The 24,848-nt window shown below is 68.0% G+C and carries 26 protein-coding genes; 16 read left to right on the forward strand and 10 right to left on the reverse strand.

What is annotated here, in order from left to right:
* Positions 1–93 precede the first annotated feature (93 nt).
* Positions 94–483: a hypothetical protein gene (locus tag M8231_RS04645; protein WP_066551023.1), complete on the forward strand. Its 390-nt coding sequence runs from the start codon at positions 94–96 to the stop codon at positions 481–483.
* On the opposite strand, the gene M8231_RS04650 is transcribed toward M8231_RS04645, so the two are convergent.
* Together M8231_RS04650 and M8231_RS04655 are read right to left on the reverse strand one after the other, a co-directional pair.
* Positions 446–1,606 carry an acyltransferase family protein gene (locus tag M8231_RS04650; RefSeq protein WP_250202365.1) on the reverse strand — a complete coding sequence of 387 codons (1,161 nt, stop codon included), beginning with the start codon at positions 1,604–1,606 and terminating at the stop codon, positions 446–448. The two genes, M8231_RS04645 and M8231_RS04650, sit on opposite strands and share 38 nt — an antisense overlap.
* A gap of 283 nt (positions 1,607–1,889) precedes the next feature.
* On the reverse strand, positions 1,890–2,165 hold the full coding sequence (locus M8231_RS04655) for a metal-sensitive transcriptional regulator (RefSeq protein WP_066551027.1): 276 nt from the start codon (positions 2,163–2,165) through the stop codon (positions 1,890–1,892).
* 100 nt (positions 2,166–2,265) lie between these two features.
* Between M8231_RS04655 and M8231_RS04660 the strand changes: the two genes are divergently transcribed.
* From M8231_RS04660 to M8231_RS04685, 6 genes are all read left to right on the forward strand, one after another.
* Positions 2,266–4,620 carry a heavy metal translocating P-type ATPase gene (locus tag M8231_RS04660; RefSeq protein WP_250202366.1) on the forward strand — a complete coding sequence of 785 codons (2,355 nt, stop codon included), beginning with the start codon at positions 2,266–2,268 and terminating at the stop codon, positions 4,618–4,620.
* 274 nt (positions 4,621–4,894) lie between these two features.
* Positions 4,895–5,575 (forward strand): DUF305 domain-containing protein, encoded by a 681-nt coding sequence (locus M8231_RS04665; RefSeq protein WP_054765328.1) that lies wholly within the window; start codon positions 4,895–4,897, stop codon positions 5,573–5,575.
* Between the two features lie 49 nt (positions 5,576–5,624).
* Complete coding sequence (locus M8231_RS04670; RefSeq protein WP_224761373.1) at positions 5,625–6,116, forward strand: DUF305 domain-containing protein; 492 nt, start codon at positions 5,625–5,627, stop codon at positions 6,114–6,116.
* Positions 6,117–6,253: 137 nt separating this feature from the next.
* Positions 6,254–8,056, forward strand: coding sequence for a copper resistance system multicopper oxidase (locus M8231_RS04675; RefSeq protein WP_054765329.1), 1,803 nt, complete (start codon positions 6,254–6,256; stop codon positions 8,054–8,056).
* Positions 8,053–9,576 carry a copper resistance protein B gene (locus M8231_RS04680; protein WP_250202367.1) on the forward strand — a complete coding sequence of 508 codons (1,524 nt, stop codon included), beginning with the start codon at positions 8,053–8,055 and terminating at the stop codon, positions 9,574–9,576. Before M8231_RS04675 ends, M8231_RS04680 begins: the two co-directional genes overlap by 4 nt.
* 312 nt (positions 9,577–9,888) lie before the next feature.
* On the forward strand, positions 9,889–10,452 hold the full coding sequence (locus tag M8231_RS04685) for an HAD family hydrolase (protein ID WP_250202368.1): 564 nt from the start codon (positions 9,889–9,891) through the stop codon (positions 10,450–10,452).
* A gap of 160 nt (positions 10,453–10,612) precedes the next feature.
* Here the strand turns inward: M8231_RS04685 and M8231_RS04690 are convergent, their stop codons facing one another.
* The 5 genes from M8231_RS04690 to M8231_RS04710 form a co-directional block, all read right to left on the reverse strand.
* On the reverse strand, positions 10,613–11,023 hold the full coding sequence (locus tag M8231_RS04690) for a copper resistance CopC family protein (RefSeq protein WP_066551038.1): 411 nt from the start codon (positions 11,021–11,023) through the stop codon (positions 10,613–10,615).
* Positions 11,024–11,048: 25 nt separating this feature from the next.
* Complete coding sequence (locus M8231_RS04695; RefSeq protein WP_054765332.1) at positions 11,049–11,384, reverse strand: hypothetical protein; 336 nt, start codon at positions 11,382–11,384, stop codon at positions 11,049–11,051.
* A 108-nt stretch (positions 11,385–11,492) separates the two neighbouring features.
* Positions 11,493–12,071: an RNA polymerase sigma factor gene (locus M8231_RS04700; protein ID WP_054765333.1), complete on the reverse strand. Its 579-nt coding sequence runs from the start codon at positions 12,069–12,071 to the stop codon at positions 11,493–11,495.
* Positions 12,072–12,079: 8 nt separating this feature from the next.
* Positions 12,080–12,517 (reverse strand): Spy/CpxP family protein refolding chaperone, encoded by a 438-nt coding sequence (locus tag M8231_RS04705; RefSeq protein ID WP_054765334.1) that lies wholly within the window; start codon positions 12,515–12,517, stop codon positions 12,080–12,082.
* A complete protein-coding gene (locus tag M8231_RS04710) occupies positions 12,517–12,798 on the reverse strand; it encodes a hypothetical protein (protein WP_066551049.1) in 282 nt (93 codons plus the stop codon). Before M8231_RS04710 ends, M8231_RS04705 begins: the two co-directional genes overlap by 1 nt.
* A 117-nt stretch (positions 12,799–12,915) precedes the next feature.
* Between M8231_RS04710 and M8231_RS04715 the strand changes: the two genes are divergently transcribed.
* The 4 genes from M8231_RS04715 (at position 12,916) to M8231_RS04730 (ending at position 15,389) form a co-directional block, all read left to right on the forward strand.
* Positions 12,916–13,566: a DUF2231 domain-containing protein gene (locus tag M8231_RS04715; RefSeq protein WP_054765335.1), complete on the forward strand. Its 651-nt coding sequence runs from the start codon at positions 12,916–12,918 to the stop codon at positions 13,564–13,566.
* An 89-nt stretch (positions 13,567–13,655) separates the two neighbouring features.
* Positions 13,656–14,123 carry a YybH family protein gene (locus M8231_RS04720; protein WP_054765336.1) on the forward strand — a complete coding sequence of 156 codons (468 nt, stop codon included), beginning with the start codon at positions 13,656–13,658 and terminating at the stop codon, positions 14,121–14,123.
* A 95-nt stretch (positions 14,124–14,218) separates the two neighbouring features.
* Positions 14,219–14,647 (forward strand): DUF411 domain-containing protein, encoded by a 429-nt coding sequence (locus M8231_RS04725; RefSeq protein WP_054765337.1) that lies wholly within the window; start codon positions 14,219–14,221, stop codon positions 14,645–14,647.
* Positions 14,648–14,660: 13 nt separating this feature from the next.
* Complete coding sequence (locus M8231_RS04730) at positions 14,661–15,389, forward strand: PepSY domain-containing protein (protein WP_054765338.1); 729 nt, start codon at positions 14,661–14,663, stop codon at positions 15,387–15,389.
* 30 nt (positions 15,390–15,419) lie between these two features.
* Here M8231_RS04730 and M8231_RS04735 read toward each other — a convergent pair whose 3' ends face one another.
* Positions 15,420–16,691: a hypothetical protein gene (locus M8231_RS04735; RefSeq protein ID WP_054765339.1), complete on the reverse strand. Its 1,272-nt coding sequence runs from the start codon at positions 16,689–16,691 to the stop codon at positions 15,420–15,422.
* Between the two features lie 122 nt (positions 16,692–16,813).
* Here M8231_RS04735 and M8231_RS04740 point away from each other — a divergent pair, with 122 nt between their 5' ends.
* From M8231_RS04740 to M8231_RS04760, 5 genes are all read left to right on the forward strand, one after another.
* The gene (locus M8231_RS04740; RefSeq protein ID WP_224761380.1) at positions 16,814–17,263 is read left to right on the forward strand and encodes a hypothetical protein; all 450 of its coding nucleotides are present in this window, start codon (positions 16,814–16,816) and stop codon (positions 17,261–17,263) included.
* A gap of 244 nt (positions 17,264–17,507) precedes the next feature.
* Positions 17,508–18,707, forward strand: a complete 1,200-nt coding sequence (locus M8231_RS04745; protein ID WP_250202369.1) for a TolC family protein — start codon at positions 17,508–17,510, stop codon at positions 18,705–18,707.
* Positions 18,704–20,005, forward strand: a complete 1,302-nt coding sequence (locus tag M8231_RS04750) for an efflux RND transporter periplasmic adaptor subunit (protein WP_082382655.1) — start codon at positions 18,704–18,706, stop codon at positions 20,003–20,005. The genes M8231_RS04745 and M8231_RS04750 overlap by 4 nt, the downstream gene beginning before the upstream one ends.
* The gene (locus M8231_RS04755) at positions 20,002–23,151 is read left to right on the forward strand and encodes an efflux RND transporter permease subunit (protein WP_054765340.1); all 3,150 of its coding nucleotides are present in this window, start codon (positions 20,002–20,004) and stop codon (positions 23,149–23,151) included. Before M8231_RS04750 ends, M8231_RS04755 begins: the two co-directional genes overlap by 4 nt.
* The gene (locus M8231_RS04760) at positions 23,148–23,528 is read left to right on the forward strand and encodes a copper-binding protein (protein ID WP_054765341.1); all 381 of its coding nucleotides are present in this window, start codon (positions 23,148–23,150) and stop codon (positions 23,526–23,528) included. The genes M8231_RS04755 and M8231_RS04760 overlap by 4 nt, the downstream gene beginning before the upstream one ends.
* Before the next feature lie 65 nt (positions 23,529–23,593).
* On the opposite strand, the gene M8231_RS04765 is transcribed toward M8231_RS04760, so the two are convergent.
* Together M8231_RS04765 and M8231_RS17055 are read right to left on the reverse strand one after the other, a co-directional pair.
* On the reverse strand, positions 23,594–24,007 hold the full coding sequence (locus M8231_RS04765) for a four-helix bundle copper-binding protein (RefSeq protein WP_054765342.1): 414 nt from the start codon (positions 24,005–24,007) through the stop codon (positions 23,594–23,596).
* Between the two features lie 145 nt (positions 24,008–24,152).
* Positions 24,153–24,635 (reverse strand): isoprenylcysteine carboxylmethyltransferase family protein, encoded by a 483-nt coding sequence (locus M8231_RS17055; protein ID WP_082382656.1) that lies wholly within the window; start codon positions 24,633–24,635, stop codon positions 24,153–24,155.
* Positions 24,636–24,848: the final 213 nt, after the last annotated feature.

Raw genomic sequence — 24,848 nt, forward strand, 5'->3', positions numbered from 1 at the left:
TCGCATCTAGCCAGCCTGGTGTTGGCTTCTTCGTGGCTATCGCAGGGGCCGAGCAGCGCTTGACCTGCGGGGCGGCGAGAGGAAAAGAGGTTCATGGCCAAATACGCGCCCCTCGCAACCTATCTGCGGCGTCAAAGGCGGACCGAAGTGGTGCTAACGTTCCGCGATATCGAACGCATCATCAGCGGCCTTCTTCCGAAGGCTGCGGCGACGGAGGGCTGGTGGAAACCTGAGCGCGGCGCGCCCGCGACGCCACAGCATCTCGCCCTGGCGGACGCCGGCTTCGTGGCCGAGCCGCATCTCCGAACGGAGACGGTGCGGTTTATCCGCGACGGAGGTCCTCGCGACGGGTCGATCGGAGGTCGGGATCGGCCGGTTCTCGACGACGGCGGTGTCATCGCCAACGAGCGGACGGCCGTCGCGAAGGGCGAAGAGACCGGTCGGCTCAGCGGTCGTCAGGCTCACGGAGCGCCGGCGGGCTGAGCGCGGCCGGGGCGAGCTCGTCGCGACGCCTGTCGAACCGGCGCCTTATCCAGGTTCGGCCGGGCTTTTCGACGAGCAGATGCAGCGCCGCCGCGATCAGGGCCGTGGCGATGAACAATCCGATCAGTTCGACCGGCGTGATGCGGAAGGTGCTGTCGATGCCGCGCAGTTCGGCCACGACGCCCTTCCAGGCCACGATCACCGGCATGTGCACCAGATAGAGGGCGAAGGACGCTTCTCCGGCGAAGACCAGGCCTGGGGAGGCGAGGGGACCCTCGCAGTCCGCGCGCGCGAGTTGGGACCAGGTCAGGATCATGGGGGCGGCGAGGGCGACGATGATGCGGTCGTCCAGAGACAGCTGCATCGCGCCCAGCAGCAGAACGGTCGTGAACAGGGCGGTCGCGGCGGCCACAGGACGGTTCCACCGCCACCGATGGCCGAGTTCGTAAAGCGCCATGCCGACCAGGAATTCCGGGGCGATCCGGAGAATGCCGAGGGAGTCCTCAGCTCGCGGAAGAACCTTCCCGAAAACCTGGACGTAGAAGGCGTCTGCGGCGACGAACGCCGCGGCCCCGATCCCCAGCAGCACCCACGGCCGCGCTCGCAGACGGAGGGCCAGCCAGGCGTAGGCGGGGAACAGCAGATAGGCGAACCATTCCGCCGACAGGGACCAGCTCGGGCCGCTCCAGTTCAACTCCGCATCGGTCGGAAACCAGGCCTGGATGAGAAACAGCGTCTGGAAGAAGGCCAGCGGCCCGTAGCCCTCGGCGTCGAAGCGGACGCCGGCGGCGGTCGCGCCCAGCACCATGATCAAGGCGCCCGTCAGAACCGCGACGTGCAGGGGATAAAGCCGCGCGAGCCGGGCGACGATGAAACGCCGGTAACTGAAACCGCGGCTCGCGAAGGCCGGACCGTAGACGTGCGCCAGAATGAAGCCCGACAGCATGAAGAAGGCGTCCACCGCCAGCCGGCTTCGCTCGATGATCGGGCTGAAGCCCAGGGCCGGATCCCATTGGAGCTGATAATGGAACAGCACCACCCCCAAGGCGAGGAAGGCGCGCAGACTGGTCAGGGCCCTGAGATCGGCGGGATAGCCGTCTCGGGTCGGCGGTACGGATGTCATTCGCGATGGCCCCCCAAGGGCGGCGGATCAGCACCGCCGCCATATTGAGATACGCATCGGGCGGGAACATCCCTCATGCGCGACGCCAGACGGGGCCGGCCGGTCATACGGGACGTCCAAGTCTGGCTCGGGGCTCGGCATGCCCTCGGCCGGTTTGCCAGCCTGGACCGCTGCGGCTCTGGGTGAGGCCGCCCCCAAGACATGTCATGTCCCTCAGCCAGACGAGAGGATGTCCAGGCCGACCGCCGGGCCTGGCGACCAAACGCCGGGAGTCCGTCCCCGGCTAGCGGGAAGCGCGGCCGAGAAGTTCGATCAGTTCGGACGCCTTGGCCTTGCGGTCGGCGAGATCGTCACCCGCGATCGCGCCCATGACGCAGTGATCCATGTGGTCCTTCAAGACCTGGCCCTCGACACGCGACAGCGCCGCCCGAACGGCCTGGAGCTGGGTCAGGACGTCGATGCAGTAGCGGTCCTCCTCGACCATTCTGGAAAGACCACGCACCTGTCCCTCTATGCGGCTCAGGCGGTTCAACACCTTCGGCTTGATCTCGGTCTGCATCCTGTTCCTCGTTCCGACCGTTCGATCCTACCTCACCGTCACACCTTGCGCGATACCCCTGTGGAGTATATTTGTTAGTGAGGTTGTCTGAGGAGCCGTCATGGCTACGTCATCCCATTCCCATCCCGCCGGTCACGGCTGTTGTTCGAACAAGACGCCTCAAGCCGGCGCCCAGGCGATCGATCCGGTCTGCGGCATGACCGTCGATCCGGCGACCACGGCGCATGGGGCCGCCCACGCGGGGGAGGAGTATGTCTTCTGTTCGGCGGGCTGCCGGACCAAATTCGTGGACGATCCGGATCGCTATCTCGGCGAGCGGCCCGAACCGGCTCCCGTCACGCCCGGTGCGATCTACACCTGTCCGATGCATCCGGAGGTGCGCCAGGAGGGACCCGGCTCCTGTCCGATCTGCGGCATGGCGCTGGAGCCGGAGACGGTCACCGCGGAGGCGCCGGTCAATCACGAACTGATCGACTTCACCCGCCGCCTTTGGATCGGCGCGGTTCTGACGCTGCCGGTCTTCGCGCTCGAAATGGGCGGCCATCTGACCGGGCTGGCGATGCGGATTCCGGGCCAGACCTCCAACTGGATCCAGTTCGCCCTGGCGACGCCGGTCGTCCTGTGGGCCGGCTGGCCGTTCTTTCAGCGGGGCTGGGCGTCCCTCCGCAAACGCAGCCTCAACATGTTCACCCTGATCGCCATCGGCGTCGGCGCGGCCTGGATCTACAGCGTGGTCGCGGTGCTGGCGCCGCATCTGTTCCCGGCGGCGGTCCGGCGGATGGACGGCAGCGCGCCGGTCTATTTCGAGGCGGCGGCCATCATCACCGTCCTGGTGCTGGTCGGCCAGATCCTGGAGCTTCGGGCGCGCGAGCAGACGTCAGGGGCCATCCGCGCGCTGCTCGACCTCGCCCCTAAGACCGCCCGGCGGGTTCGCGACGACGGCGGGGACGAGGACGTCACCCTCGACCTGGTCGCGGTCGGAGACCGGCTGCGCGTCCGTCCCGGCGAGAAGGTGGCGGTCGACGGCGAGATTCTGGATGGGCGGGTGACCCTCGACGAGTCCCTCGTGACGGGGGAGTCGATGCCGGTGACCCGGGACATCGGCGACAGGGTCGTCGCCGGATCGCTCAACAAGACGGGATCGTTCGTGATGCGGGCCGACAAGGTCGGCGCCGACACCCTGCTGGCCCAGATCGTCCAGATGGTCGCCCAGGCCCAGCGCAGCCGCGCCCCGATCCAGCGGTTAGCCGACAAAGTCTCGGGCTGGTTCGTCCCTACGGTGATCGGCATCGCGGTTCTGGCCGCGGTCGTGTGGGGGCTCGCCGGCCCCGAACCGCGGCTTTCCTACGCGCTCGTCGCGGCGGTTTCGGTCCTGATCATCGCCTGTCCCTGCGCCCTGGGGCTCGCCACGCCCATCTCCATCATGGTCGGGGTGGGGCGCGGAGCCCACGCCGGAGTGCTGATCAAGAACGCCGAGGCGCTGGAGCGCTTCGAAAAGGTCGACACCCTAGTGCTCGACAAGACCGGCACCCTGACGGAGGGGCACCCCTCGGTGACGGCCGTCCGGCCAGCCGATGGGTTCGACGAGGCCGAGCTTCTGAGACTTTCCGCCAGTCTTGAGCGGAGCAGCGAGCATCCGCTGGCGGACGCCGTCGTTCGGGCGGCGAGCGACCAAAATCTGGTTCTGTCCGAGGCGTCGGACTTCGACAGCCCCGTCGGGCGCGGCGTCACCGGGGTCGTCGACGGCCGCCGCGTGGCGCTCGGCAACAGCCGTTATCTGGCCGAGATCGGCGTCGACGTGGGGACGCTGGAGGTCGAGGCCGAAGCGCTTCGCCAGGAGGGCGCCACCGCCATCTTCGTGGCCGTGGACGGGGCTGCGGCCGGCGTGCTGGGCATCGCCGATCCGGTCAAGGCGACCACCGCCGAGGCCATCCGCGATCTGAAGGCGTCGGGGCTGCGTCTGGTGATGATGACCGGCGACAACCGCACGACGGCCGAGGCGGTGGCGCGCCGGCTCGGCATAGACGACGTCCAGGCCGAGGTCCTGCCTCAGGACAAGGCGGCGGTCGTCGAGCGGCTGAGAGCGGAGGGTCGGATCGTCGCCATGGCCGGCGACGGTGTGAACGACGCCCCGGCCCTGGCCGCCGCCGACGTGGGGGTGGCCATGGGGGCCGGGTCGGACGTGGCGATCGAAAGCGCCGGCGTCACCCTGCTGGGAGGCGATCTCCAGGGCCTCGTCCGGGCGCGCAAACTGTCCCGGGCGGTGATGAGCAACATCCGTCAGAACCTGGTCTTCGCCTTCGGTTACAACACCCTCGGCATTCCGATCGCGGCGGGACTGCTCTACCCGGTCTTCGGCCTTCTGTTGTCGCCGGCCCTGGCGGCGTTGGCGATGGCCCTGTCCTCCGTCAGTGTTATCGCCAACGCGCTGCGGCTCCGGGCCGTCCGACTCTGATGGATGTCCCCTGGCCAGAAAGCCGTCGCAGACGAGAGCCGCGGGGGGGCGCCAATACGCATTCCGGCGACCGATCCCTCGCCTGATCCAACGGCGTTCGGGAATATTTAATCACGGCGGAACCGTGGCGCCGGGGCTGGATTACGCTGGACGATGTCCGGCGTGGGCAGTCGGGGCAAGGGACCAAACTCGCACCCGCCGCAGCGTTGTCGGACGCATCGTTCGTCTGGCCGTCCGGCGATCCGCCGGCGACCCCCTCAAGCGGAGACGCCCTATGCTCATCCCGACTTTCACCCGCACGTCTCTCCTGGTCGCCGGCTGTTCCGCTCTCGTTCTGGCGGCCTGCAGCCCGTCGGCGGAACCGCCGGCGAACACGGAGGCCGAAGCCTCGGCTCAGACGCAGGAGCCGATGGCCATGGCGCAGACTCCGTTCTCCGCCGCCGAGGCCAAGATGCACGAGGCCATGATGTCCGCCATGGGCGCGGATGCGGGCGAGACATGGGCCCGCAAGATGATCCCTCACCACCAGGGCGCGCTGGACATGTCCGAGATCGTGCTGAGGGACACACAGGACGCGGATATCCGTCGCATGGCCCAGAAGACCATCGAGATGCAGCCCGGCGACATCGCCGAGCTGCGGCGCTGGCTTGAAACGAACGTGGGCGCCGCCGCCGGCGCGGCGGCTCCAGGCGGAAGCGCGGAAAATCCATACGCGACGGCCGAGGCCGAGATGAAGGACGCCATGATGGCCGCGACCGGGGCCGACACGGACCAGACCTGGGCTCGCAAGATGATCGCGCATCACCAGGGCGCCCTCGACATGGCCCAGGTGGTGTTGCGCGAAAGTCAGGACGCCGACATCCGGCGCATGGCGCAGAAAACGATCGAGATGCAGACCGCCGACATCGCCGAGTTGCGCGCCTGGCTGGACTCCCATCCGGCCGGCGCTGCCTGATTGGCGATCGGAATGTGATTGAAGAGCGTTGTCGCGAAAGGACCGATCCATGGAAAAGATGAAGACGATGGACTCAAAGATGAAGACGATGGACTCGATGAAGGGGAGCTACCGTTCCTTCGGCGTCGAGCTCATCGTGGATTTCATCATCATGTACCTGGTGATGTACACGATGATCGCGTCCCTCAATCACTTCTATTTCAACCTCAACAACGTCTACATGACGCTGATGATGGTGTCGCCGATGGCCATCCTCATGCTGATCTTTATGCGATCGATGTATCCGTCGAAACGGACCAACCTTCTGATCGGCGGAGCCGCCGCCCTGGTGTTCGCGGTGAGCTTTTACGGCATGCGGACCCAGGCGGCGGTGGGCGACACCGAGTTCTTGAAATCGATGATCCCGCACCATTCCGGCGCCATCCTGATGTGTCAGCAGGCCTCGCTGACGGATCCGGAAGTGCTGGGTCTGTGCGAGGAGATCGTCAGCTCCCAGGAGAGGGAGATCGCCCAGATGAAAGCCATCCTGGCGAGGCGCTGATCCAGCGCTAGGCGACGGGAGTTTCCGGCCCGGTCGGCTCTGCGGCAGCGTGTCGCGAGGGCCGACCGGGTCGCCTGCGTAAAACCATATAGATCGTCGCCTCGCCGAGGCGCGGTTCTGACTTTGAGGAGTATCTTATGAAGCTGGATCGTCGACTGCTGCTGCGCGGCGCCGTCGCGGGCGGCGGTCTCGCCGCCTTGCAGGGCCTGATGCCCGCCTGGGCGCAGACGGGCTCGCCGGGGCTGCGGTCGGACCTGCCTACCCTGACTGGGCCGAATATCGATCTGACCATCGGTCAGACGCCCTTCACCGTGAACGGGCGCACCGCGACGGCCACGACCATCAACGGCGTGCTGCCGGCGCCGGTGTTGCGGCTGCGCGAAGGCCAGAACGTCCGTCTGGCGGTGACGAACACCCTGGACGAAGACACCTCGATCCACTGGCATGGGATTCTTCTACCCTTCCAGATGGACGGGGTGCCCGGGATCAGCTTCCCAGGCATCAAGCCGCGCGAGACCTTCGTCTACGAGTTTCCGATCAGGCAGTCCGGCACCTTCTGGTATCACAGCCACTCCGGCCTGCAGGAGGCGCTCGGCCACTACGGGCCGATCGTCATCGATCCGGCCGGCGCCGATCCGGTCGCCTACGACCGCGAGCATGTGCTGGTCCTGTCGGACTGGAGTTTCATGCATCCGCACGAAATCCTCGACAAGCTGAAGAAGAGCCCCGGCTACTTCAACCGGCAGCGCACGACCCTGGCGGGCCTCTTCTCCGGCGAGGACCGCATGAGCCTGGAGGAACGGCGCATGTGGGGCCAGATGCGGATGGACCCGCGCGACATCCTCGACGTCAGCGGATCGACCTACACCTATCTGATCAACGGCCATGGGCCGCAGGAGAACTGGACCGGCCTGTTCCGGCCCGGCGAGCGGGTGCGGCTGCGCATCATCAACGCCTCGGCCATGTCCATCTTCAACGTTCGCATCCCGGGCTTGCCGATGACCGTGGTGCAGGCCGACGGCGAGAACGTGCGCCCGGTCGAGACGGACGAGTTCCAGATTTCAGTCGCCGAGACCTACGACGTCATCGTCCAGCCGACCGAGGACCGGGCCTACACCATCGTGTCGGAAGCCATTGACCGTTCCGGCATGGGGCGGGCGACCCTTGCTCCGCGCCTGGGCATGACCGCCGAGGTCCCTCCCCTGCGCGAGGTCCCGAACCTCACCATGCGCGACATGGGCATGGGCGGAATGGATCACGGTTCGATGGACGGCATGTCCGGAATGGATCATGGCGCGATGACCGGCATGGATCATGGAGCCTCGACGCAAGGCGGGGCTCCGATGGGAGACATGGGCGGCATGTCCATGAGCGGAATGAACATGCGCGACCCTGAAAACGCTCCGCCAGACATGGCGGTTGGCGTCGGCGTAGACGCCATCGCCATGGATCCGGCCAATCGCCTGGGTGAACGGCCGATGGGGCTGGAAGACGTCCCGCACCGGGTGCTGGTCTATACCGACTTGGTGTCGCTAGTCCCCAACAGGGACCAGCGCCCCCCGTCGCGCACGATGGAAATCCACCTGACCGGTAATATGGAGCGGTTCATGTGGGGCTTCGACGGCCGCAAGTTCAGTGAGTTGGTCGAGCCCATCCGTTTCGAGCGCAATGAGCGAGTGCGGGTGACCCTCGTCAACGACACCATGATGGCTCACCCAATCCACCTGCATGGCCACTTCTTTGAGTTGGTCACGGGCGGACCGGCCGGGCATCAGCCGCTCAAGCATACCGTCAACGTCGCCCCCGGCGGCAAGGTGACCTTCGATCTAACCGCCGACGCACCGGGCGACTGGGCCTTCCACTGCCACATGCTGATGCACATGCACGCGGGCATGTTCAACGTCGTCACCGTCCGCCCGATGTCAGGAGCCTCGTCATGATCCGTCGGTCCGTGGGTCTCGTCCCTCTGCTCCTCGCGGCCTCGGCCGGCCCGGTGTTCGCCCAGAGCCACGCCGGGCACGGCGCGGCGGCTAACGCCGTCCAGACCGCCGTCCAGCTGCCCGCCGGTTGCGTCCGGCGCGGCGCGCCGACGGCGGATCCGTCCCGCGTCGGAACGCCCGGGGCGCCGGTCTGCCCGACCGGCGCCGTGCCCGAGCGCGCGCCGGCGTCGGCGGATCCCCACGCCGGGCACGACATGTCGACGATGGGCCAGACCGCGCCCGCGCCGGCCATGCCGGCGGGACATGACATGTCGACCATGCAGAGCGGCCAACAGCCGGCCGCCGCCGGTCAGCCGGATCCCCACGCCGGGCACGACATGTCGACGATGCGGCAGACCGCGCCCGCGCCGGCCACGCCGGCGGGCCACGACATGTCGACCATGCAGAGCGGCCAGCGGCCGGCCGCCGCCGGTCAGCCGGATCCCCACGCCGGACATGACATGTCGACGATGGGCCAGACCGCGCCGGCGCCGGCCATGCCGGCGGGACATGACATGTCGACCATGCAGAGCGGCCAACAGCCGGCTGCCGCCGCTCAGCCGGATCCCCACGCCGGGCACGACATGTCGACGATGCGGCAGACCGCGCCCGCGTCGGCCATGCCGGCGGGACATGACATGTCGACCATGGGGCAGATGCCCCCGGGTCATGACATGTCGGCCATGGCGATGCCGCCCGACGTGCCGACCAGCGCGGACAACCCGGGACGCCCTCCGGAAATGCCCCTTCCGCCCGGGGCGACCAGCGGCCCCGCTCACGCCGCCGATACCCTGTTCGATCCCGCGGAGATGGCGGCGGCCCGCGAACAGCTTCGCGTCGAGAATGGCGACGTGCGGACCACCGCGGTGATCATTGACCAGCTCGAAGCGAGTTTCGGAGACGGCGAAGAAGGCTACGCGCTGGACGCGCAGGGCTGGACCGGCGGCGACATCAACCGCTTCTGGTGGAAGTCGGAAGTCGAGGGCGACTTCGACGGCGAGGTCGAGGAAGCCGAGATCCAGGCCCTTTACAGCCGTGCGTTCCGGCCCTTCTTCGACTTCCAGACGGGTCTGCGACAGACCTACCGTCCGGAGGGCGATCGAACCGATCTGGTCGTGGGCGTTCAGGGCCTCGCGCCCTACTGGTTCGAGGTCGATGCGGCGGCCTTCCTCTCCAACAAGGGTGAACTCACGGCGAGGGCGGAGGCCGAATACGATCAGCGGATCACCAACCGCTGGATCGTGCAGCCTCGCGCTGAAGTCGTGCTGTCGGCCGAGGATATCCCCGAGCTCCGGATTGGATCCGGCCTGACGTCGCTCCAGATCGGGGCTCGGCTGCGGTACGAATTCCACAAGGAGTTCGCCCCCTATGTCGGCCTGGAATGGACCAAGAGCTTCGGGAATACGGCGGACTTCCTCGAAGCCGATGGGCGAAGCTCGGAAGACACGCGCCTCGTCGTCGGCATCCGGACGTGGTTCTAGCGAAGGTCGGCGGCGGCGGGCCTCGTCTGATCCTTGGCCCCGATAGGCGGTCGCGGATCGTCGCCGAGGCGCGGCGTCCCCGGTCTCGGCGGCTGGAAAGGACGGGGAGGTCTCGGTGAGGCCGCGGCCCCTCTCGGCCGTGGTCATCGACCTCGACGACACCCTGCTCTCGGCCTACCGCCGGCCGGATCTGGCCTGGCGGAGCGTCTGCTTGATGATGCAAGCCGAGCTGGGCGGCCTCGCTCGGATATCGCGGCGCAGGCGCTCACGCGGGCCGGGCAGGCGTTCTGGCGCGACCCGCGGTGTCATGAGTTGGGTCGCGCCGACCCACGACACGCGCGGCGCCTCATCGCGACAGCGGCCTTCGAGACCCTGCTTCGGGAAGGCCATCCCGCACCGGCTTGCGAAACGGTCTCGAGCCTCGCCGACGCCTTCAGCCGGCGGCGGGACGGAGAGATGCGGCTCGAGGCGGGGGCTGAGGCCCTGCTGCTCGACTTGCGCGACGCGGGCTATCGCCTCGCGCTTCTCACCAACGGCGCCGGACCGTTGCAGCGCGCCAAGATCGAACGGTTCGGTCTCGAACCGTATTTCGATCACATTCAGATCGAGGGCGAAGTCGGCGTGGGAAAGCCCTTTCCCGACGCGTTCAGGCGTGCGTTCGCCGCCCTGGCCGTCGAGGCCCCCGAGGTCTGCGTGATCGGCGACAGCCTCGAATGGGACATCCGTCCGGCCAAGGCTCTGGGCTGTCGGACCGTGCTGTATGATCCGGAACGGGCCCTTGAGGCCGAACCCCGTCGCAGCGACGCCGACGTGGTGGTCAGGACCTTGACGGGCCTGGCGCGTTGTCTGCCTGCGCTTCACACTCAGCGTGAATGAAGGGTTCGGCGTGCGGGATACCGCCGCGTCGCTTTTAAGCCGCCCGCGATCGAGGTGCGCCAGATCGACGATCCGATCGCGCAAGAAAAGCGCCGCGCGGCGAGCCGCGCGGCGTTCCCCACCTCGGTTTCGGCCCCTCAGGAGGCGGGAGGCCGCCTCCTCAGTGAACCATGAAACGGACGACGCCGTTCATCTGATGGCCGTCGGCGCCCTTCGCGGTCCAGGCGGCGGCGTAGGTGCCGGGCGCGAGGGCCGGAAGCGGGGCGCTGACGGTGACCGCGGGTGCAGCCTCCGCTGACAGGGCCACATCGACCGCCTGGTTCGACGGTCCGCCGGTCAGGCGAAGGGACGTCAGGACCATGGCGTGCGGGAAAGTCGCCGAGAAGGTGGTCGGGGCGGAGGACAGCATGGCGTTGTCCGCCGGAGTGGTCGCCACGCCATTGGCCGGCGCCTGCATGGCGGCGTGGTCCTGCGCCGACATGCCGGCATGCGACTGGCTCTGGGCCTGGGCGGCCGACAGAGGAGCGAAGGCCGCGAGGGCGGCGAGAGTGGCGAGTATTGAACGGTTCATCGAAAACTCCTGGACTTCAAGCGAACTACTGTTTGGGCGGCATGGTCATGCCGTCCATCTTCGACATGTCATGGCCGGCCATCGGATCGGCAGGCGGCGGTGTCGGCTCTGGCGCGGGCGCGGGCCGGGGGGCCGGGCGGGGCGCCGATGCCTTGGGAGGCGCGGCCGGGGTTGATGCGGCAGGGGCGGGCGTGGCGGCCTGCGGCGGCGTCGACTCGGGGGTTGCGGCCGGCACGGCTTCCATCGGAGCCATCGCTGAAGCGTCCGGCGTCGGCTCGGCGTCCACCGGTTGAGGCTCGGCGGCGGGCTGGCAGGCGCCCAGGGTGACCGCCGCGGCCGCGGCGAGGATCGGCAATCTCATGTGGCAAGCTCCTGATAAGAGGGCGACGGTCAGGTATTTCCATCGACGCCTTCATACTGGTTTACGCGGGCGAGCGCCGCAGCCCTCGCCGTCCGGCCTTCATCCGCGTCATTTCGGAGCCGGCGGGACGTCGCCCGCGCCGCCCAGGACATCGAACAGCTTGCGACGGGCGCGCGCCACGCGCGTCTCCACCGTCTTGACGGTCACGCCGAGAATTTCGGCCGCTTCCGCCTGGCTGCGCCCCTCGATCGCGGTGAGCAGCAGCGGGGCCTTGAGATGCGGCGGCAAAAGGCTGATCGCCTCGTTCAGACGGGCGAGTCGGTCGCCGGCCTCCATCCGTTCATCCGCCGGCTCGTCGCCGTTCGCCACGGCCAAGGCTTCCGGCGATGCCAGATCGACGTCGCCCCGGATCAGGCGTCGGACGAACCGGCGGCGGCTCCAGTCCCGGCATTTGTTGAGCGCTATGGTCCGGATCCAGGCTTCGAAGGGCCGGGTCGGGTCATAGCGGCGGATGTTGATCCACGCCGCCGCATAGGTCTCCTGCAACAGATCCCACGCATCCTGTTCGTCGCCGACATAGCGCCGGACGAAGCGGAACAGGGCCGTCTTGGTCTGCTGCATCAGCGCGCCGAAGGCCGCCCGATCGCCGCCGGCGGCGCGCGCTGACAGGTTCGCTGGACTCTCCACCCGGAACGCTAGCCTTCGTCGGGCGCGAGAGCCGCCACGATGCGGTCGTCGAAGACCTCGGCCTGGGCAGGGGTCAGCACCGACCGCATCTCGAAGACGTGGGCTATCGTCTCCTTCTGAAGGGCGCCCATGGCGACGTGGAAATGGTCGACCGCGGCCTGAACCGGGGGACCGTCGCCGTCGCTCTGTTCGATCGCGCGCGCCAGCTCGAGGTTGGCCGCGCGGACATCGGCTTCGAGCGCGGGCCGACGCGCTGCGAACCGGGCCTCGACCGCCTCGATGCGCGTCAACTGGTCAGGCGACAGCTTGAGATCGTGGTGCACGATGTCGTGCAGGGACGGCGGCTCGCGCCGGCTCAGCACCCAGCTGGCGCTGATCCAGGTGCCCGCGCCGCTGGCGACGGCCGCCAGCACGGCCGTCAGGACGATCGCGCGCCAGCCGCGCATCACCGCCCGGTTTCCAGTCTCACCAGAGGCGACAGGCCCGCATCGACCGTGAAGATGGCCATCTCTCCCGGCGGGCTCGGCGCGGCGGCCGCGCCGACGCCGCCCGCCGTCAGACCGGTGGCGAGGGCCACGGCGACCGCGCCGAGACGGACCTGCGTGGCCAGTCTTTCGCCGCGAAGCGTCTCGACCCGGCTCCAGACCAGCGGTTCGAGCCCGTCGAGCGACCGGCCGATGGGCGTCATCGCGGACTCGGCCAGAATGTCATCCAGTTTAAGCGACATCGAACACTCTCCTTGCGCCCCTACATCCTACTACGGCCAAGACCGTGACATCCCTCGGGCGAGGGGGCGGACCTCGCGCTGCGTAGATAGCAGAAGGGACTGGAGTGGAGAGGGTTTATGACATCACGCGGATTTTTCCCGGCATTGGGACTCGCGCTCGCCTTGTCGGTGAGCGCGCCCGCGATCGCGCACGAGGATCATGACGCCCCGGCGGTTCGCGGCCAGAGCGCCGCATCGACCGCCGAGGGGCCGCAATCGGACATGACGGCCATGCCCGGCATGGCGGCCGACATGGACCACGGGGCCATGATGGCGGACGAGGGTCCGAAACCCATGCCGCAGCGCCTGTACCGCTGGCTCGGCGCCATGCACCCGGCCGCGGTGCATTTTCCGATCGCCCTGTTCCTCGTCGCCGCCCTCCTCGAGATCGCCGCCCTGACCCTCCGGCGTCCGGTCCTGACCCAGGGCACGCGCGTCATCATCGCCTTGGCGGCCATCTCCGCGGTCGGCGCAGTGGCATTGGGCTGGTTCGCCATGGGGATGCCGGGACGGGACGACGCGACCCACGCCTCTCACAGATGGCTCGGCACTTCGATCGCCGCGCTGGGCCTCCTCAGCTGGTGGGCGAAGGAGCACTGGGTCCGCCGGCCGGGGCCCGGGCGCGAGAGAGTCTACATCGGCCTGTTGACGCTCACCGCCGTCGCCGTCGTGATCAACGGCCTCTTGGGCGGCATGCTGACCCACGGCGTGAGACATCTGATGTTCTGAAGGCCGCGCCGTCGTTCAACCTTCTCGTTTTTTCACCCACGCCCGTCCGACACACCTTTCGCGGCCGGCAAACAGGAGCCTCGCCCACGATGTTTCGTTCAACCTTCGCCGGACTGGCGGTCGCCGCTCTCCTCGCCACCGCCTCGCAGGCCCAGACCGCGGACGAACAACAGGTCCGCGCCGTGGTCACCGCCTACAAGACCGCCATCGAGCGGATGGATGTGTCGCAGACGCCGGCCCTGTTCTGGTCCGACTCCGAAATCTTCGAGAACGGCGGCGTGGAGGGATCGTTCGCCTACTATCTGGAGCACCATCTGGGTCCTGAGTTCGCCGATCTCGCTGGGTTCGACTTCCGCGACCACGACATGAAGATCGAGGTCGATGGCGATACGGCCTTCGTAAGCGAGACCTACACCTACCACATCACCTTCAAGGACGGCGCGCGAGCTCCCATAGAACGCCGCGGCGCCGCGACCAGCGTCCTGCGCAAGCGAGGTGACGAGTGGAGGTTCGACATCTATCATTCCTCGGCGCGGCCTTTCCGTCCGGCGGCCTGAGCGCGACCGCGACGGTCAGCGCCGTTTGCACATCGTTTTCTTGAGGTCTCATGGGGTCCCAGTCCATTCCACTCTCACGCCGCAGTCTCATCGCCATGGGAACGGGCGCCCTGGCGGTCGCGGCCTGCGCCCCGGTCGGTCGCGCGTCGAACGAGCTCGCCGTCTACAAGACGCCGACCTGCGCCTGTTGCACGGCCTGGGTGGATCACATGCGCGCCGCGGGCTTCGAGGCGCGGATCAGCGAGCTTCCCAGTCTCCGCTCGATCCGCAGCACCCAAGGCGTGCCCGAAGCCCTCGCGTCCTGTCACACCGCCCTGATCGGGGGCTATGTTCTGGAGGGCCATGTGCCGGCCGAGGACGTGAGACGGCTTCTGGCCGAGCGTCCCAAGGCCGTGGGCCTGGCGGTTCCGGCGATGCCCCTGGGGTCGCCGGGCATGGAGACGCCGGACGGCCAGCGCGAGCCCTATGAGACCCTGCTGATCCTCGAGGGCGGCGGCACACGCGTCTTCGCGCGTCACGGCTAGTCGGGTTCGTTCCATGAAGGTTCTCAGGCTGTCGACCCAGCTTCACAAATGGGTCGCCCTCGTGGTGGGGCTGCAGGTTCTGTTCTGGGTCGGCGGCGGTCTGGTCATGACCGTCATTCCGATCGAGACGGTGCGTAGCGAACATCGCGCGGCCGAACTCAAGCCGGCTCTGCTTGAGGTTGGAGCTCTTCCGACCCTCGCCGTCGTGGCCCGTCGCGCGGGCGTGGCCCCTGTCGAGGCGGAGCTGCGCACGACGCCGCGCGGACCCGCCTGGACTTTGAAACCGGCGGACGGAGAGCCCGTCGTCGTGTCCGCCGTCACGGGCCTTCCGTTCGGGCCGATGTCCGCTGGCGAGGCCTCGGCGTTCGCCCGGACGGGCTACAAGGGCGAGGCGAAGGTGTCCGACGCCGTGCTGCTGGCCATGGCGCCTCAGGAAACCGGCCGGACAGGACCGCTCTGGAGGGTCGATTTCGCCGACCGCGAACGGACGACCTTCTATCTGTCGCCGGCCACCGGAGAGGTCGTGACGCGCCGCTCGGGCGTCTGGCGGTTCTATGACTTCTTCTGGCGGCTCCACATCATGGACTGGAAGACCGGCGAGAACTTCAACCATCCGCTGATCATCATCACGACCTTCCTCACCCTGAGCATCGTGATCACCGGGATCATCCTGCTATGGATCCGCCTGGCGCGTGATCTGAAGGCTTTCCGGGCGTCTCGGCGGACGGGCGGTTCGAGTTGATGCGGGTTGCGCCCGGGCGCGGGCGGGTGGTCAGGTCAGGCGGTGAGAGATTTCGGTCAGGCCTCGCAGGTCGGAGCCGAAGCGCGCGATCGATCCCCGGTGCCGGTCCAACTCCCCATAGGGCAGATATCGGACGTCCAGGTCCGAGATCCGGCTGAAAGCCGGCCGCTGGAGCTGGGCCCGGACATCGCCTTCCCGGCTGTCCGGCGCCACCAGAAAGAGACCGGCGGACGTGTGGAGTTCACCCGAGAGCGCCAGATCCAGCATGCGCACCACGCCGGAATAGATGGTGGTGGAGTGCTCGACTTCGAAGGCCGCCGCTACGCGATCCGGCGAGGCATCGAGCCAGAGGACGTCGATCAGACGGATCGACTCGGCGCCAGCGCCGTTCGCCAGCGCCGTCGGAAGTTGATCGAGACAGCCCTCGCCGAGACGCGCGCCGTCATGGAGCCGGCTCCGGTCGTTGGCGGCGATCCAGACCCGATAGCCGAGCGCGCGTCCCAGATCACGAAGCCAGGCCTGGATTTCCGTGTGCGTGCGATCCGTCTCGCGTTGCTGCGCCGTCGCCTTCTCGAACTTCAGGGCTTCCGCGCGGGCTTGGGCGAGCCGTTCTTCCCACCCCTGGCGCGAGAGCGCGTCACCGGCGGGGGGCGGCGCCGGATACCGCCCTGACCCGACATCGAACAGGAATCCCGCGAGGGCGCCCAGATCGTTCGACAGAAGGTCACGATATCGGGCGTTCAGCGCCAGGAGGCCCTCCCGCATGGCCAGATAATGTTCCCAGCTGCCGAGCTTCACCTTCGAGCCGGTGATCGCGTTGTAACCGTTGACGATGGCGGTGTTGAACGGGGGCGCATGCGTGGGGTGCAGGAAATAGATCAGGTTGGCGACGGCCGGCCCGAGGCCCTTGATCTTGAGTTGATCGATCGTGCGGATGCCGGAGAGAATCTCGTCGGCTGTGGAACAGCCGCTGCAATGATGCAGCAGGCGGCCGAAGGCGCGCTGGTTCGCCGGGTTCTCGTAGATGTCGGGGATCCTCAACTTGGGCTTCCACAGAAAGGCGTGGTCGGCGCCCTTGAAGATCTGTCGCTGCTCGGCGACGGAATGGACGATGGTCTCCAGGGACGAGCCGCGATAGGCGACACCGAAGCGGCCCGTCTCGATCTCCTCGACTACCTGGCCGATGCCCCGGCGGATCGACCGGAAATTCTTCAGCCGTTCATCCCACAGGAACCAGGTCTGGTAGGTCGCCGAGGGATCGTTACGCCATTGCGCGATGAGGTCTCGAAGTCTGTCCGGCACGCCATCCTCTCAGATCCTGAATCTTCCCTCCCAGCGTAAGCGGGTCTGCGCTGAAGCGCCACTGGAGCGGCTCTTCTGCGGTCGATCATGCTCCCGACGGACGGCGATGAAGGGCGTTCGTCATGGTCGCGACTGAAGCGGACGGCGCGCGCCGTCCGGCGCGGTCGCGTCTTGACTCGAAGGGCCTCGAAGCGCCTATCTCGGCCGCCATGTGGAATATTGTCCGCGTCCTTCTGTTCGCCCTCGCGGTGGCCGGGTTCATCGGCCAGTCGTCGGCGCACGCCACTCCGGTTCAGGTGTTCGAGGCGACGGCGGCAATGCCGGAGGCGGACTGCGCCGAGATGATGGACATGGCGGACGAAGCCGTCGACGACGCCGAAGGCCCGTGCAGCAAGATGACGCCGGATTGCATCGCCAAGATGGGCTGCGCCGCCGTCGCCTCGCCGATGCCGCCCGCGCCGGCGATCGAGCATCCGCTCGGGTCGGGGGCGAAATCGTTCGCCGAGGTCGATGTCGCGCTGGAAGGCGCGGGTCCGCTTCCACTGAAGAGTCCGCCCAAACCGCTGTCGTAGACTGCTTTCGCTGATCGGAAAGCCGCGCACCGCTTCGCGGCGTCCGCCGATCGACTGAGGTCTGCGCCTGCGTCACGCCGCGAGGTGGACGCGGCGGTTATCGAGAATTCTCATGATCATTCGCTTCGGCACGGCGGCCTCTGTCGTGCGCCGTCTTTCGGCCGTTCCCTTGCCGCGACGCGTGCGGCGGCCTTGCTGGTTGGGCGCCGTTCACCGGCCGTGGCCACTGTCGGCAGTCCTCGTGGTGGCACTCTGGACCGCGCCGGCCCGCGCCGATCCTCAGACCTTCGACGAGGCTCTGGCCCGCGCCGCCAGCGATGCGCCGCGCCTGAGAGCCAGCGCTCTGGGCGTCGACGCGGCTCGGGCCGCCGCGCCCGCCGCCGGGCGTCTGCCGGATCCGCGTCTCAAATTCGGCCTCGACGGTTTTCCGGTGACTGGGCCGTTGGCGGGCCAGTTCGGCGAGGACGATTTCACCGCCCTGCGGATCGGGGTCGAGCAGGATCTGCCGAGCCGGGCGCGCCGCCGGGCGGAGCGGGACCTGGCCGAGGCCGCCGTCGGCGTCGCCGTGGCGGATGAGGCCACCGCCCTGCGGGAGGTTCGGATCGCGGCCGGCGTGGCCTGGATCGACCTCTACTACGCGGACCGCAAGCTGGCGGTCGTCGATCAGATTCTGGCGACCCTGCAACCCCTCTGGGAGGCGGCCCCGTCCGGCGTGGCCTCGGGCTCCGAACGGCCGGCCGCCGCCCTGATCCCGATCCAGCTGAAGGCGGCCCTGGACGACCGCCGGAGCCGGCTCCTCGCGGATCGGGACGCGGCCCGGGCCGAGCTGACCCGCTGGACCGGCGATCCGGCGGCGAGCACGCAGGGAGAGCCGCCCCGGGCGGGACTCGATCCCACGCGTCTGCGAGCGGGACTCGAGGATTTGCCGGCGCTCCGGGCCTACGCCGCCGAGCGACGTCGCGCCGACGCCGAACTGGATCTGGCGCGCGCCGGCCGCCGGCCGGACTGGTCGGTGGAGGCCAGCTATCAACGTCGCGATCCCCGGTTCGGAGACATGGTGTCCGTGGGCGCCAGCGTCAGTCTGCCGCTTTTTCAGAGAGAACGTCAGGAATCCTTGATCGCCGCCCGGGCGGCCGACGCGCTGAGAGTGAGCTCGGAGCGCGATGCGACGCGGCGACGCCTGGAAGCCGATCTGCGGCGCGCCCTGGCCCGGCAGGCGACCGATCAGGACCTGTGGATCCGGGCGCGGGACGTGGTGCTGCCCGCTGTGGTGCAGCAATCAGACCTGGAGACGGCGGCCTATGCCGCCGGCCGCATCGGGATCGGCGACATCATCCGTGCTTTCACCGCCGTGGCGGAGGCCCGGCTCGACGTGCTGGACAAGGAAGCGGCGGCGGTTCGGGGCGCCGTCGAGATCAGCCTGACCTATGGGGGTGACAGATGACCGGATTTGGCGACAAGCGTCTGGCGATGGCGGCCGCGGCGCTCCTGCTGGTCGCCATCGGGGCCGGCGCGGGCGTCCTGATCTCCCAGCGGACGGGAAGCGGGGCGAATGACGCCGCTACGGAGCGGAAGGTGCTCTACTGGTACGATCCAATGGTCCCGAACGAACGGTATCCGGGGCCAGGCAAGTCGTCCATGAACATGGACACCATCCCGAAATACGCGGACGAGGTGGGTTCGGGGGCTGGCGTCCGCATCGATCCGTCGCTGACCCAGAACCTGGGCGCCCGGTTCGCCTTCGTGCGTCGCGGCGTGCTGGAGGCCGATGCCGAGGCCACCGCCGTCATCGACTTCAACCAGCGCGACATCGCCGTGGTCCAGGCGCGCGCGGACGGATTCGTGCGAAGGGTCTACGATCGCGCGCCGGGCGATGTGATCGCCGCCGGCGCGCCCCTGGTGGACCTGCTCATCCCGTCCTGGGGCGGCGCCCAGGCCGAATATCTGGCGGTGCGACGCACCGGCGATACGTCCCTGATCCGCGCGGCGCGGCAGCGACTGGTCCTGTTGGGCATGTCCGAGGCGTTGATCGCCGCGATCGAGCGCAGCGGGCGGGCGCGAAACACCATCACGATCACGGCGCCCGCCGGCGGCGTGGTCAAGACCTTGGGCGTGCGTTCGGGCATGAGCGTGGCTCAGGGCGCGACCTTGGCCGAAATCAACGGCCTGACGACCGTCTGGCTCAACGCCGCCATTCCGGAGGCGTTGGCGGGCCAGCTGCGGGTCGGGCAATCCGTCGCGGTCACCCTGGCCGCATTCCCGGGCGAGCGCTTCACCGGCCGCCTGACCGCCCTGTTGCCGGAGCTCGTCGGCGATAGCCGTACGGTCACCGCGCGAATAGAAATGGACAGTCGGGGAGGGCGTCTCAGGCCCGGCATGTTCGGCCGCATCACCTTCGGCGGCGGTTCGACCTCGGCTCTGCTCGTGCCGACCGAGGCGGTGATCCGGACCGGCGAGCGTGACCTCGTCATGCTCGCCCTCCCGGAAGGCCGCTTTCAGGCGGCGGAGGTCCGCATCGGACGGGAAGCCGGCGGCCGGACCGAGGTTCTCGCCGGCCTCAGGGAGGGCGAACGGATCGTCGCGTCGGGCCAGTTCCTGATCGACTCCGAAGCCAATATGTCGGGGGTCGCGGCCCGGCCGATCGGGGAGGTCGAACGGGCCGCCGCCGCGCCGTTGGCCGAAGGCCGGTCGGTCGCCGGCGGGCCGGCGGCGTCCGCTGCGCGCGCGAGGCCCGCGCAATGATCACTGCCGTCATTCGCGCCTCGGTCAAGGGGCGTTTCCTCGTCCTGATGGCCGCCTTCGCCCTGCTCGCGGCCGGCCTGTGGGCGGTGCGAAGCACGCCGGTCGACGCCCTGCCGGACCTGTCGGATGTGCAGGTCATCATCCGCACCAACTTCCCGGGCCAGGCGCCCCAGATCGTCGAGAACCAGGTCACCTATCCGCTGGCGACGACCATGCTGTCGGTGCCCGGCGCGCGGACGGTGCGGGGCTACTCCTTTTTCGGGGACAGCTTCGTCTATGTGCTTTTCGAGGACGGGACCGATCTCTACTGGGCCCGGTCCCGGGTGCTGGAATATCTGAACCAGGTTCAAGCGCGGCTTCCGGCCACGGTCCAACCGGCGCTGGGTCCCGACGCCACCGGCGTGGGATGGGTCTATGAGTACGCCCTGGTCGATCGGACCGGCCGCCACGATCTGGCGCAGTTGCGCAGCCTGCAGGACTGGTTTCTCCGCTACGAGCTGAAGACCGTGCCGGGCGTGGCGGAGGTCGCCAGCCTGGGCGGCATGGTGCGGCAGTATCAGGTGGTGCTCGACCCCGTCCGGCTCGCCGCGTACGGCGTGACCCATCAGGCCGCGGTGGAGGCCATCCAGCGCGCCAACGGCGAAACGGGCGGGTCCGTGCTGGAGCTTGCCGAGGCCGAGTATATGGTGCGCGCCAACGGCTATCTGACCGAGCTGGAGGACTTCCGGGCCATACCGCTCCGCACCGCGGCCGGCGGGGTTCCGATCCGGCTCGGCGATGTCGCCACGGTTCAGATCGGTCCGGAGATGCGGCGCGGGATCGCCGAATTGAACGGGCAGGGCGAGGTCGCCGGCGGCGTCGTCATCCTCCGGTCCGGCGGGAACGCGCGGTCAACGATCGCCGCCGTCGCCGAGAAGCTCGAGACGCTCAAGGCCGGACTGCCCCCGGGCGTCGAGGTCGTGACCACCTACGACAGGTCCCGGCTCATCGATCGGGCGATCGAGAACCTGAGCGGCAAGCTGATCGAGGAATTCCTCATCGTCGCCCTGGTCTGCGGCCTGTTCCTCTGGCACGCGCGATCCGCGCTTGTCGCCATCCTGACACTGCCGCTCGGCGTGCTGGCGGCCTTCCTGGTCATGAATGTGCAGGGGGTGAACGCCAACATCATGTCGCTGGGCGGGATCGCCATCGCCATCGGGGCCATGGTCGATGCGGCGGTGGTCATGATCGAGAACGCCCATAAGCACATCGAGCGATGGGAGCACGATCATCCTGACGACAGGCTGGACGGCGAAACCCGCTGGGCCGTGATCACCGAGGCCGCCGTCGAGGTCGGGCCTGCGCTGTTCCTCAGCCTGGTGATCATCACCCTGTCGTTCATCCCCGTGTTCAGCCTGCAGGCGCAGGAAGGCCGGTTGTTCGCGCCTCTGGCCTTCACCAAGAGCTATGCGATGGCGGCGGCCGCGATCCTGTCGATCACCCTCGTCCCCGTGCTGATGGGCTATCTGATCCGCGGGCGGATACCGGCGGAGCGGAGCAATCCGATCAATCGCTGGCTGACACATGCCTATTGCGGACCTTTGGACTGGGTGCTCAGATATCCGAAGCGGACCCTGCTGATCGCCCTCGCGGCCTTCACGACCACGGCCTGGCCGTTGAGTCAGCTGGGCGGCGAGTTCATGCCGGCGATGGATGAAGGCGACCTGCTCTACATGCCGTCCGCACAGCCCGGCCTGTCCGCCGCCGAGGCCGCGGAACTGCTGCAGCAGACGGACCGCATGATCCGCACGGTGCCGGAAGTGGCGACCGTGTTCGGCAAGGCGGGCCGGGCGGAAACCGCGACGGATCCGGCTCCGCTGGAAATGTTTGAGACCACCATTCAGTTCAAACCGCGCGATGAATGGCGCCACGGCATGACTCCGGAGAAGCTGGTCGAGGAGCTCGACCGCGCGGTTCAGGTGCCGGGATTGTCCAACGTCTGGGTTCCGCCCATCCGCAATCGCATCGACATGCTGGCGACGGGCATCAAGAGCCCGGTCGGCGTCAAGGTGTCCGGCGCTGACCTCGGTCAGATCGACCGCATCGCCGCCGAGGTCGAAGAGATCGCCCGATCCGTGCCAGGCGTGAGCTCGGCGCTGGCCGAGCGGCTGACGGGCGGCCGTTACATCGATATCGACATCGACCGCGACGCGGCGGGCCGGTACGGGCTCAACATCGCCGATGTGCAGTCGATCGTCTCCGGCGCGATCGGCGGCGAGACCATCGGCCAGACCGTGGAGGGCGTGGCGCGCTATCCCATCAGCGTGCGCTATCCGCGCGAGTTGAGGGACAGCGTGGAGCAGCTGCGAGCCCTGCCGATCCTGACGCCTTCAGGCCAGCAGATCACCCTGGGCACCGTCGCCGATCTGCGGGTCGCCGACGGGCCGCCGATGCTGAAGTCCGAGAACGGCCGGCCGACCACCTGGGTCTATGTCGACGTGCGGGGACGCGACCTGGCCTCGGTCGTCGCGGATCTGCGTCGAGCGGTGGCCAGCGATGTCACCCTCACGCCTGGCGTGAGCATCGCCTACTCGGGCCAGTTCGAATATCTCGAACGGGCGACCGCGCGGCTCAGGATCGTTGTCCCGGCCACGCTGGCGATCATCTTCATCCTGCTCTACCTGACCTTCGGGCGCTTCGACGAAGCCCTGCTGATCATGGCCACCCTGCCGTTCGCCCTGACCGGGGGGATCTGGCTGCTCTATCTACTCGGCTTTCACCAGTCCGTCGCCACCGGCGTCGGCTTCATCGCCCTGGCCGGCCTCTCGGCCGAGTTCGGCGTGGTGATGCTGATCTATCTGAAGCACGCATTGAAGGATCGCGGAGCCGACCCCGATCGCGGACAGGTCGAAGACGCCGTTCGCGAAGGCGCCCTGCTGCGGGTCCGGCCCAAGGCCATGACGGTCGCCGTTGTCCTCGCGGGCCTGTTTCCGATTCTGATCGGCCACGGCGCGGGCTCGGAAGTAATGAGCCGGATCGCCGCGCCGGTGATCGGAGGCATGATCACCGCGCCTTTGCTCTCGATGCTCGTTATCCCGGCGGGCTATCTTCTCCTCAGGCGCCGCAAGGCCCGTTCGACCCTCTCAACCCAAGGAGCGACTCCATGACTCGAACCTTTATCGCACTCGCCGGCGCGGTCATGATGCTATCGGCCTGCGGCCAACCCGCAGACCCGGCCGCCGAACCGGACGCTGCCGCTCCCGTCGACACGGCTTCCGCGGCCGGCGCGACGGACACGGCGACATCCCCTGCTGCGGGCTCCAGATCCGGCAGCGGCGCGGGCGTGGTCACCGCCGTGGATGCGGCGGCCGGCACCGTGACGATCAATCACGAGGCTATTCCGGCGGTCGGCTGGCCAGCGATGACGATGAGCTTCACGGCAGACCCCGCCGTGGTACAGCAAGCCGCTGTCGGGGATCGCGTCGAGTTCGACCTGACCGTTCAGGGCAACGCGGGTGAAGTCACCGCCATTCGCCCGGAATAGCCGGACTCGCCTTCACCGTTCGTGCGGGGCGTTGTCAGCGCACGCACGGTGAAGGCGGTGCTCCATCAACGGCTCGACGGAGTGATCGTGCCAGCCGCCTCCCGGCACGCCTCTTCGCAGCGGCGGCAGGCCTCGGCGCAGATGCGGCAATGTTCATGCATGTCCGCGTGCTTGTCGCACTCCGCGGCGCAGGCCGCGCAGATGTCGGCGCAAACCTCGAGCTGGCCCTTGATGACCGCCTCGTTGCTCCCCGTGCGGCGCGCGCCGACCGCGCCGGCGGCCGCGCAGACGTCGGCGCAGTCGAGGTTGAGCCGAATGCATTGTACGAGATCGGCGACCATGGCTTCGCCGAGACAGGCGTCGGCGCAGATGCGGCAGGTCGCGGCGCACGCGTAGGCCGCCTCGACGGCGCGGATCAGCGCGTCGTTGGTCGAGCCTTTGACGTGAGGATGGGCGCTGATCATGGACTGGATATGCATGGGATTCTCCGATGGCGGACTCGGTCAACCCGCCGGAACGGCCGCCGTTCCCCGGTGATCGCGTGCGCCGTGAAACGTGAACAGCGTGCCTCCCCGGACGCACAGCTAGGCTGGGATCACGCTGTCCGGTCATGCTCCTGAGGGCCTATCTGCGGTCGGCAAGCGCCCCATCCTCCACCCGAATACGCCACGCCAGAAGCATGGCGTTAGCGATGGTCCATGCGAGGGCGATCCAGATTTGGCCGAACGCGAGCGGCAGGACGAGGATTTCGAGGGACGCGATCACATATTTTGGGTGACGAGTGAACCGGTAGGGGCCGCGTCTTGGAACTGCAGCGCGATCACGATGGTCACGGCGAGGCCGGCGCAGAATTGGCGGAGCAGTCGCGTCAATACAGGTTTCCTGACCTTCGACCCATACTGGGTGACCCGGACTCGCGCAACGACTCGATCGTCGCACGGGTTTGAAGGCCGTCAGGCTTCCTTGAGCCGACGGGTCACGCCAGCCGCTGCGACCGCCTCCGGAGCGGGTTGTAGATCCAGCCTGTTCGTCAGATCGTTCGGTTGTGGTATCCCGTGTCAGCGAGGTATATCGGCTCGCTTCTCTCGCAAACCAAGCTTTCGGCATTGTCAATACATCTCGAAAGATGTCGTGATCACGCGCTTTTTACATCAGACTATTTCTTCATTGTTTTCAACATTCCTCGATCTATTCGGACTGCGACACGGCGCTGTTGACGCCCATTGGCATAAAGCCCATATGGATCAAATCATTACCAGCGTTCGTGTAATCGAGTGGGAGTGACGGCGACGGCGTCGATCCGTTGAAGGTCTGACCCAC

It is taken from the genome of Brevundimonas albigilva, assembly GCF_023573565.1.
GTDB lineage: Bacteria > Pseudomonadota > Alphaproteobacteria > Caulobacterales > Caulobacteraceae > Brevundimonas > Brevundimonas albigilva.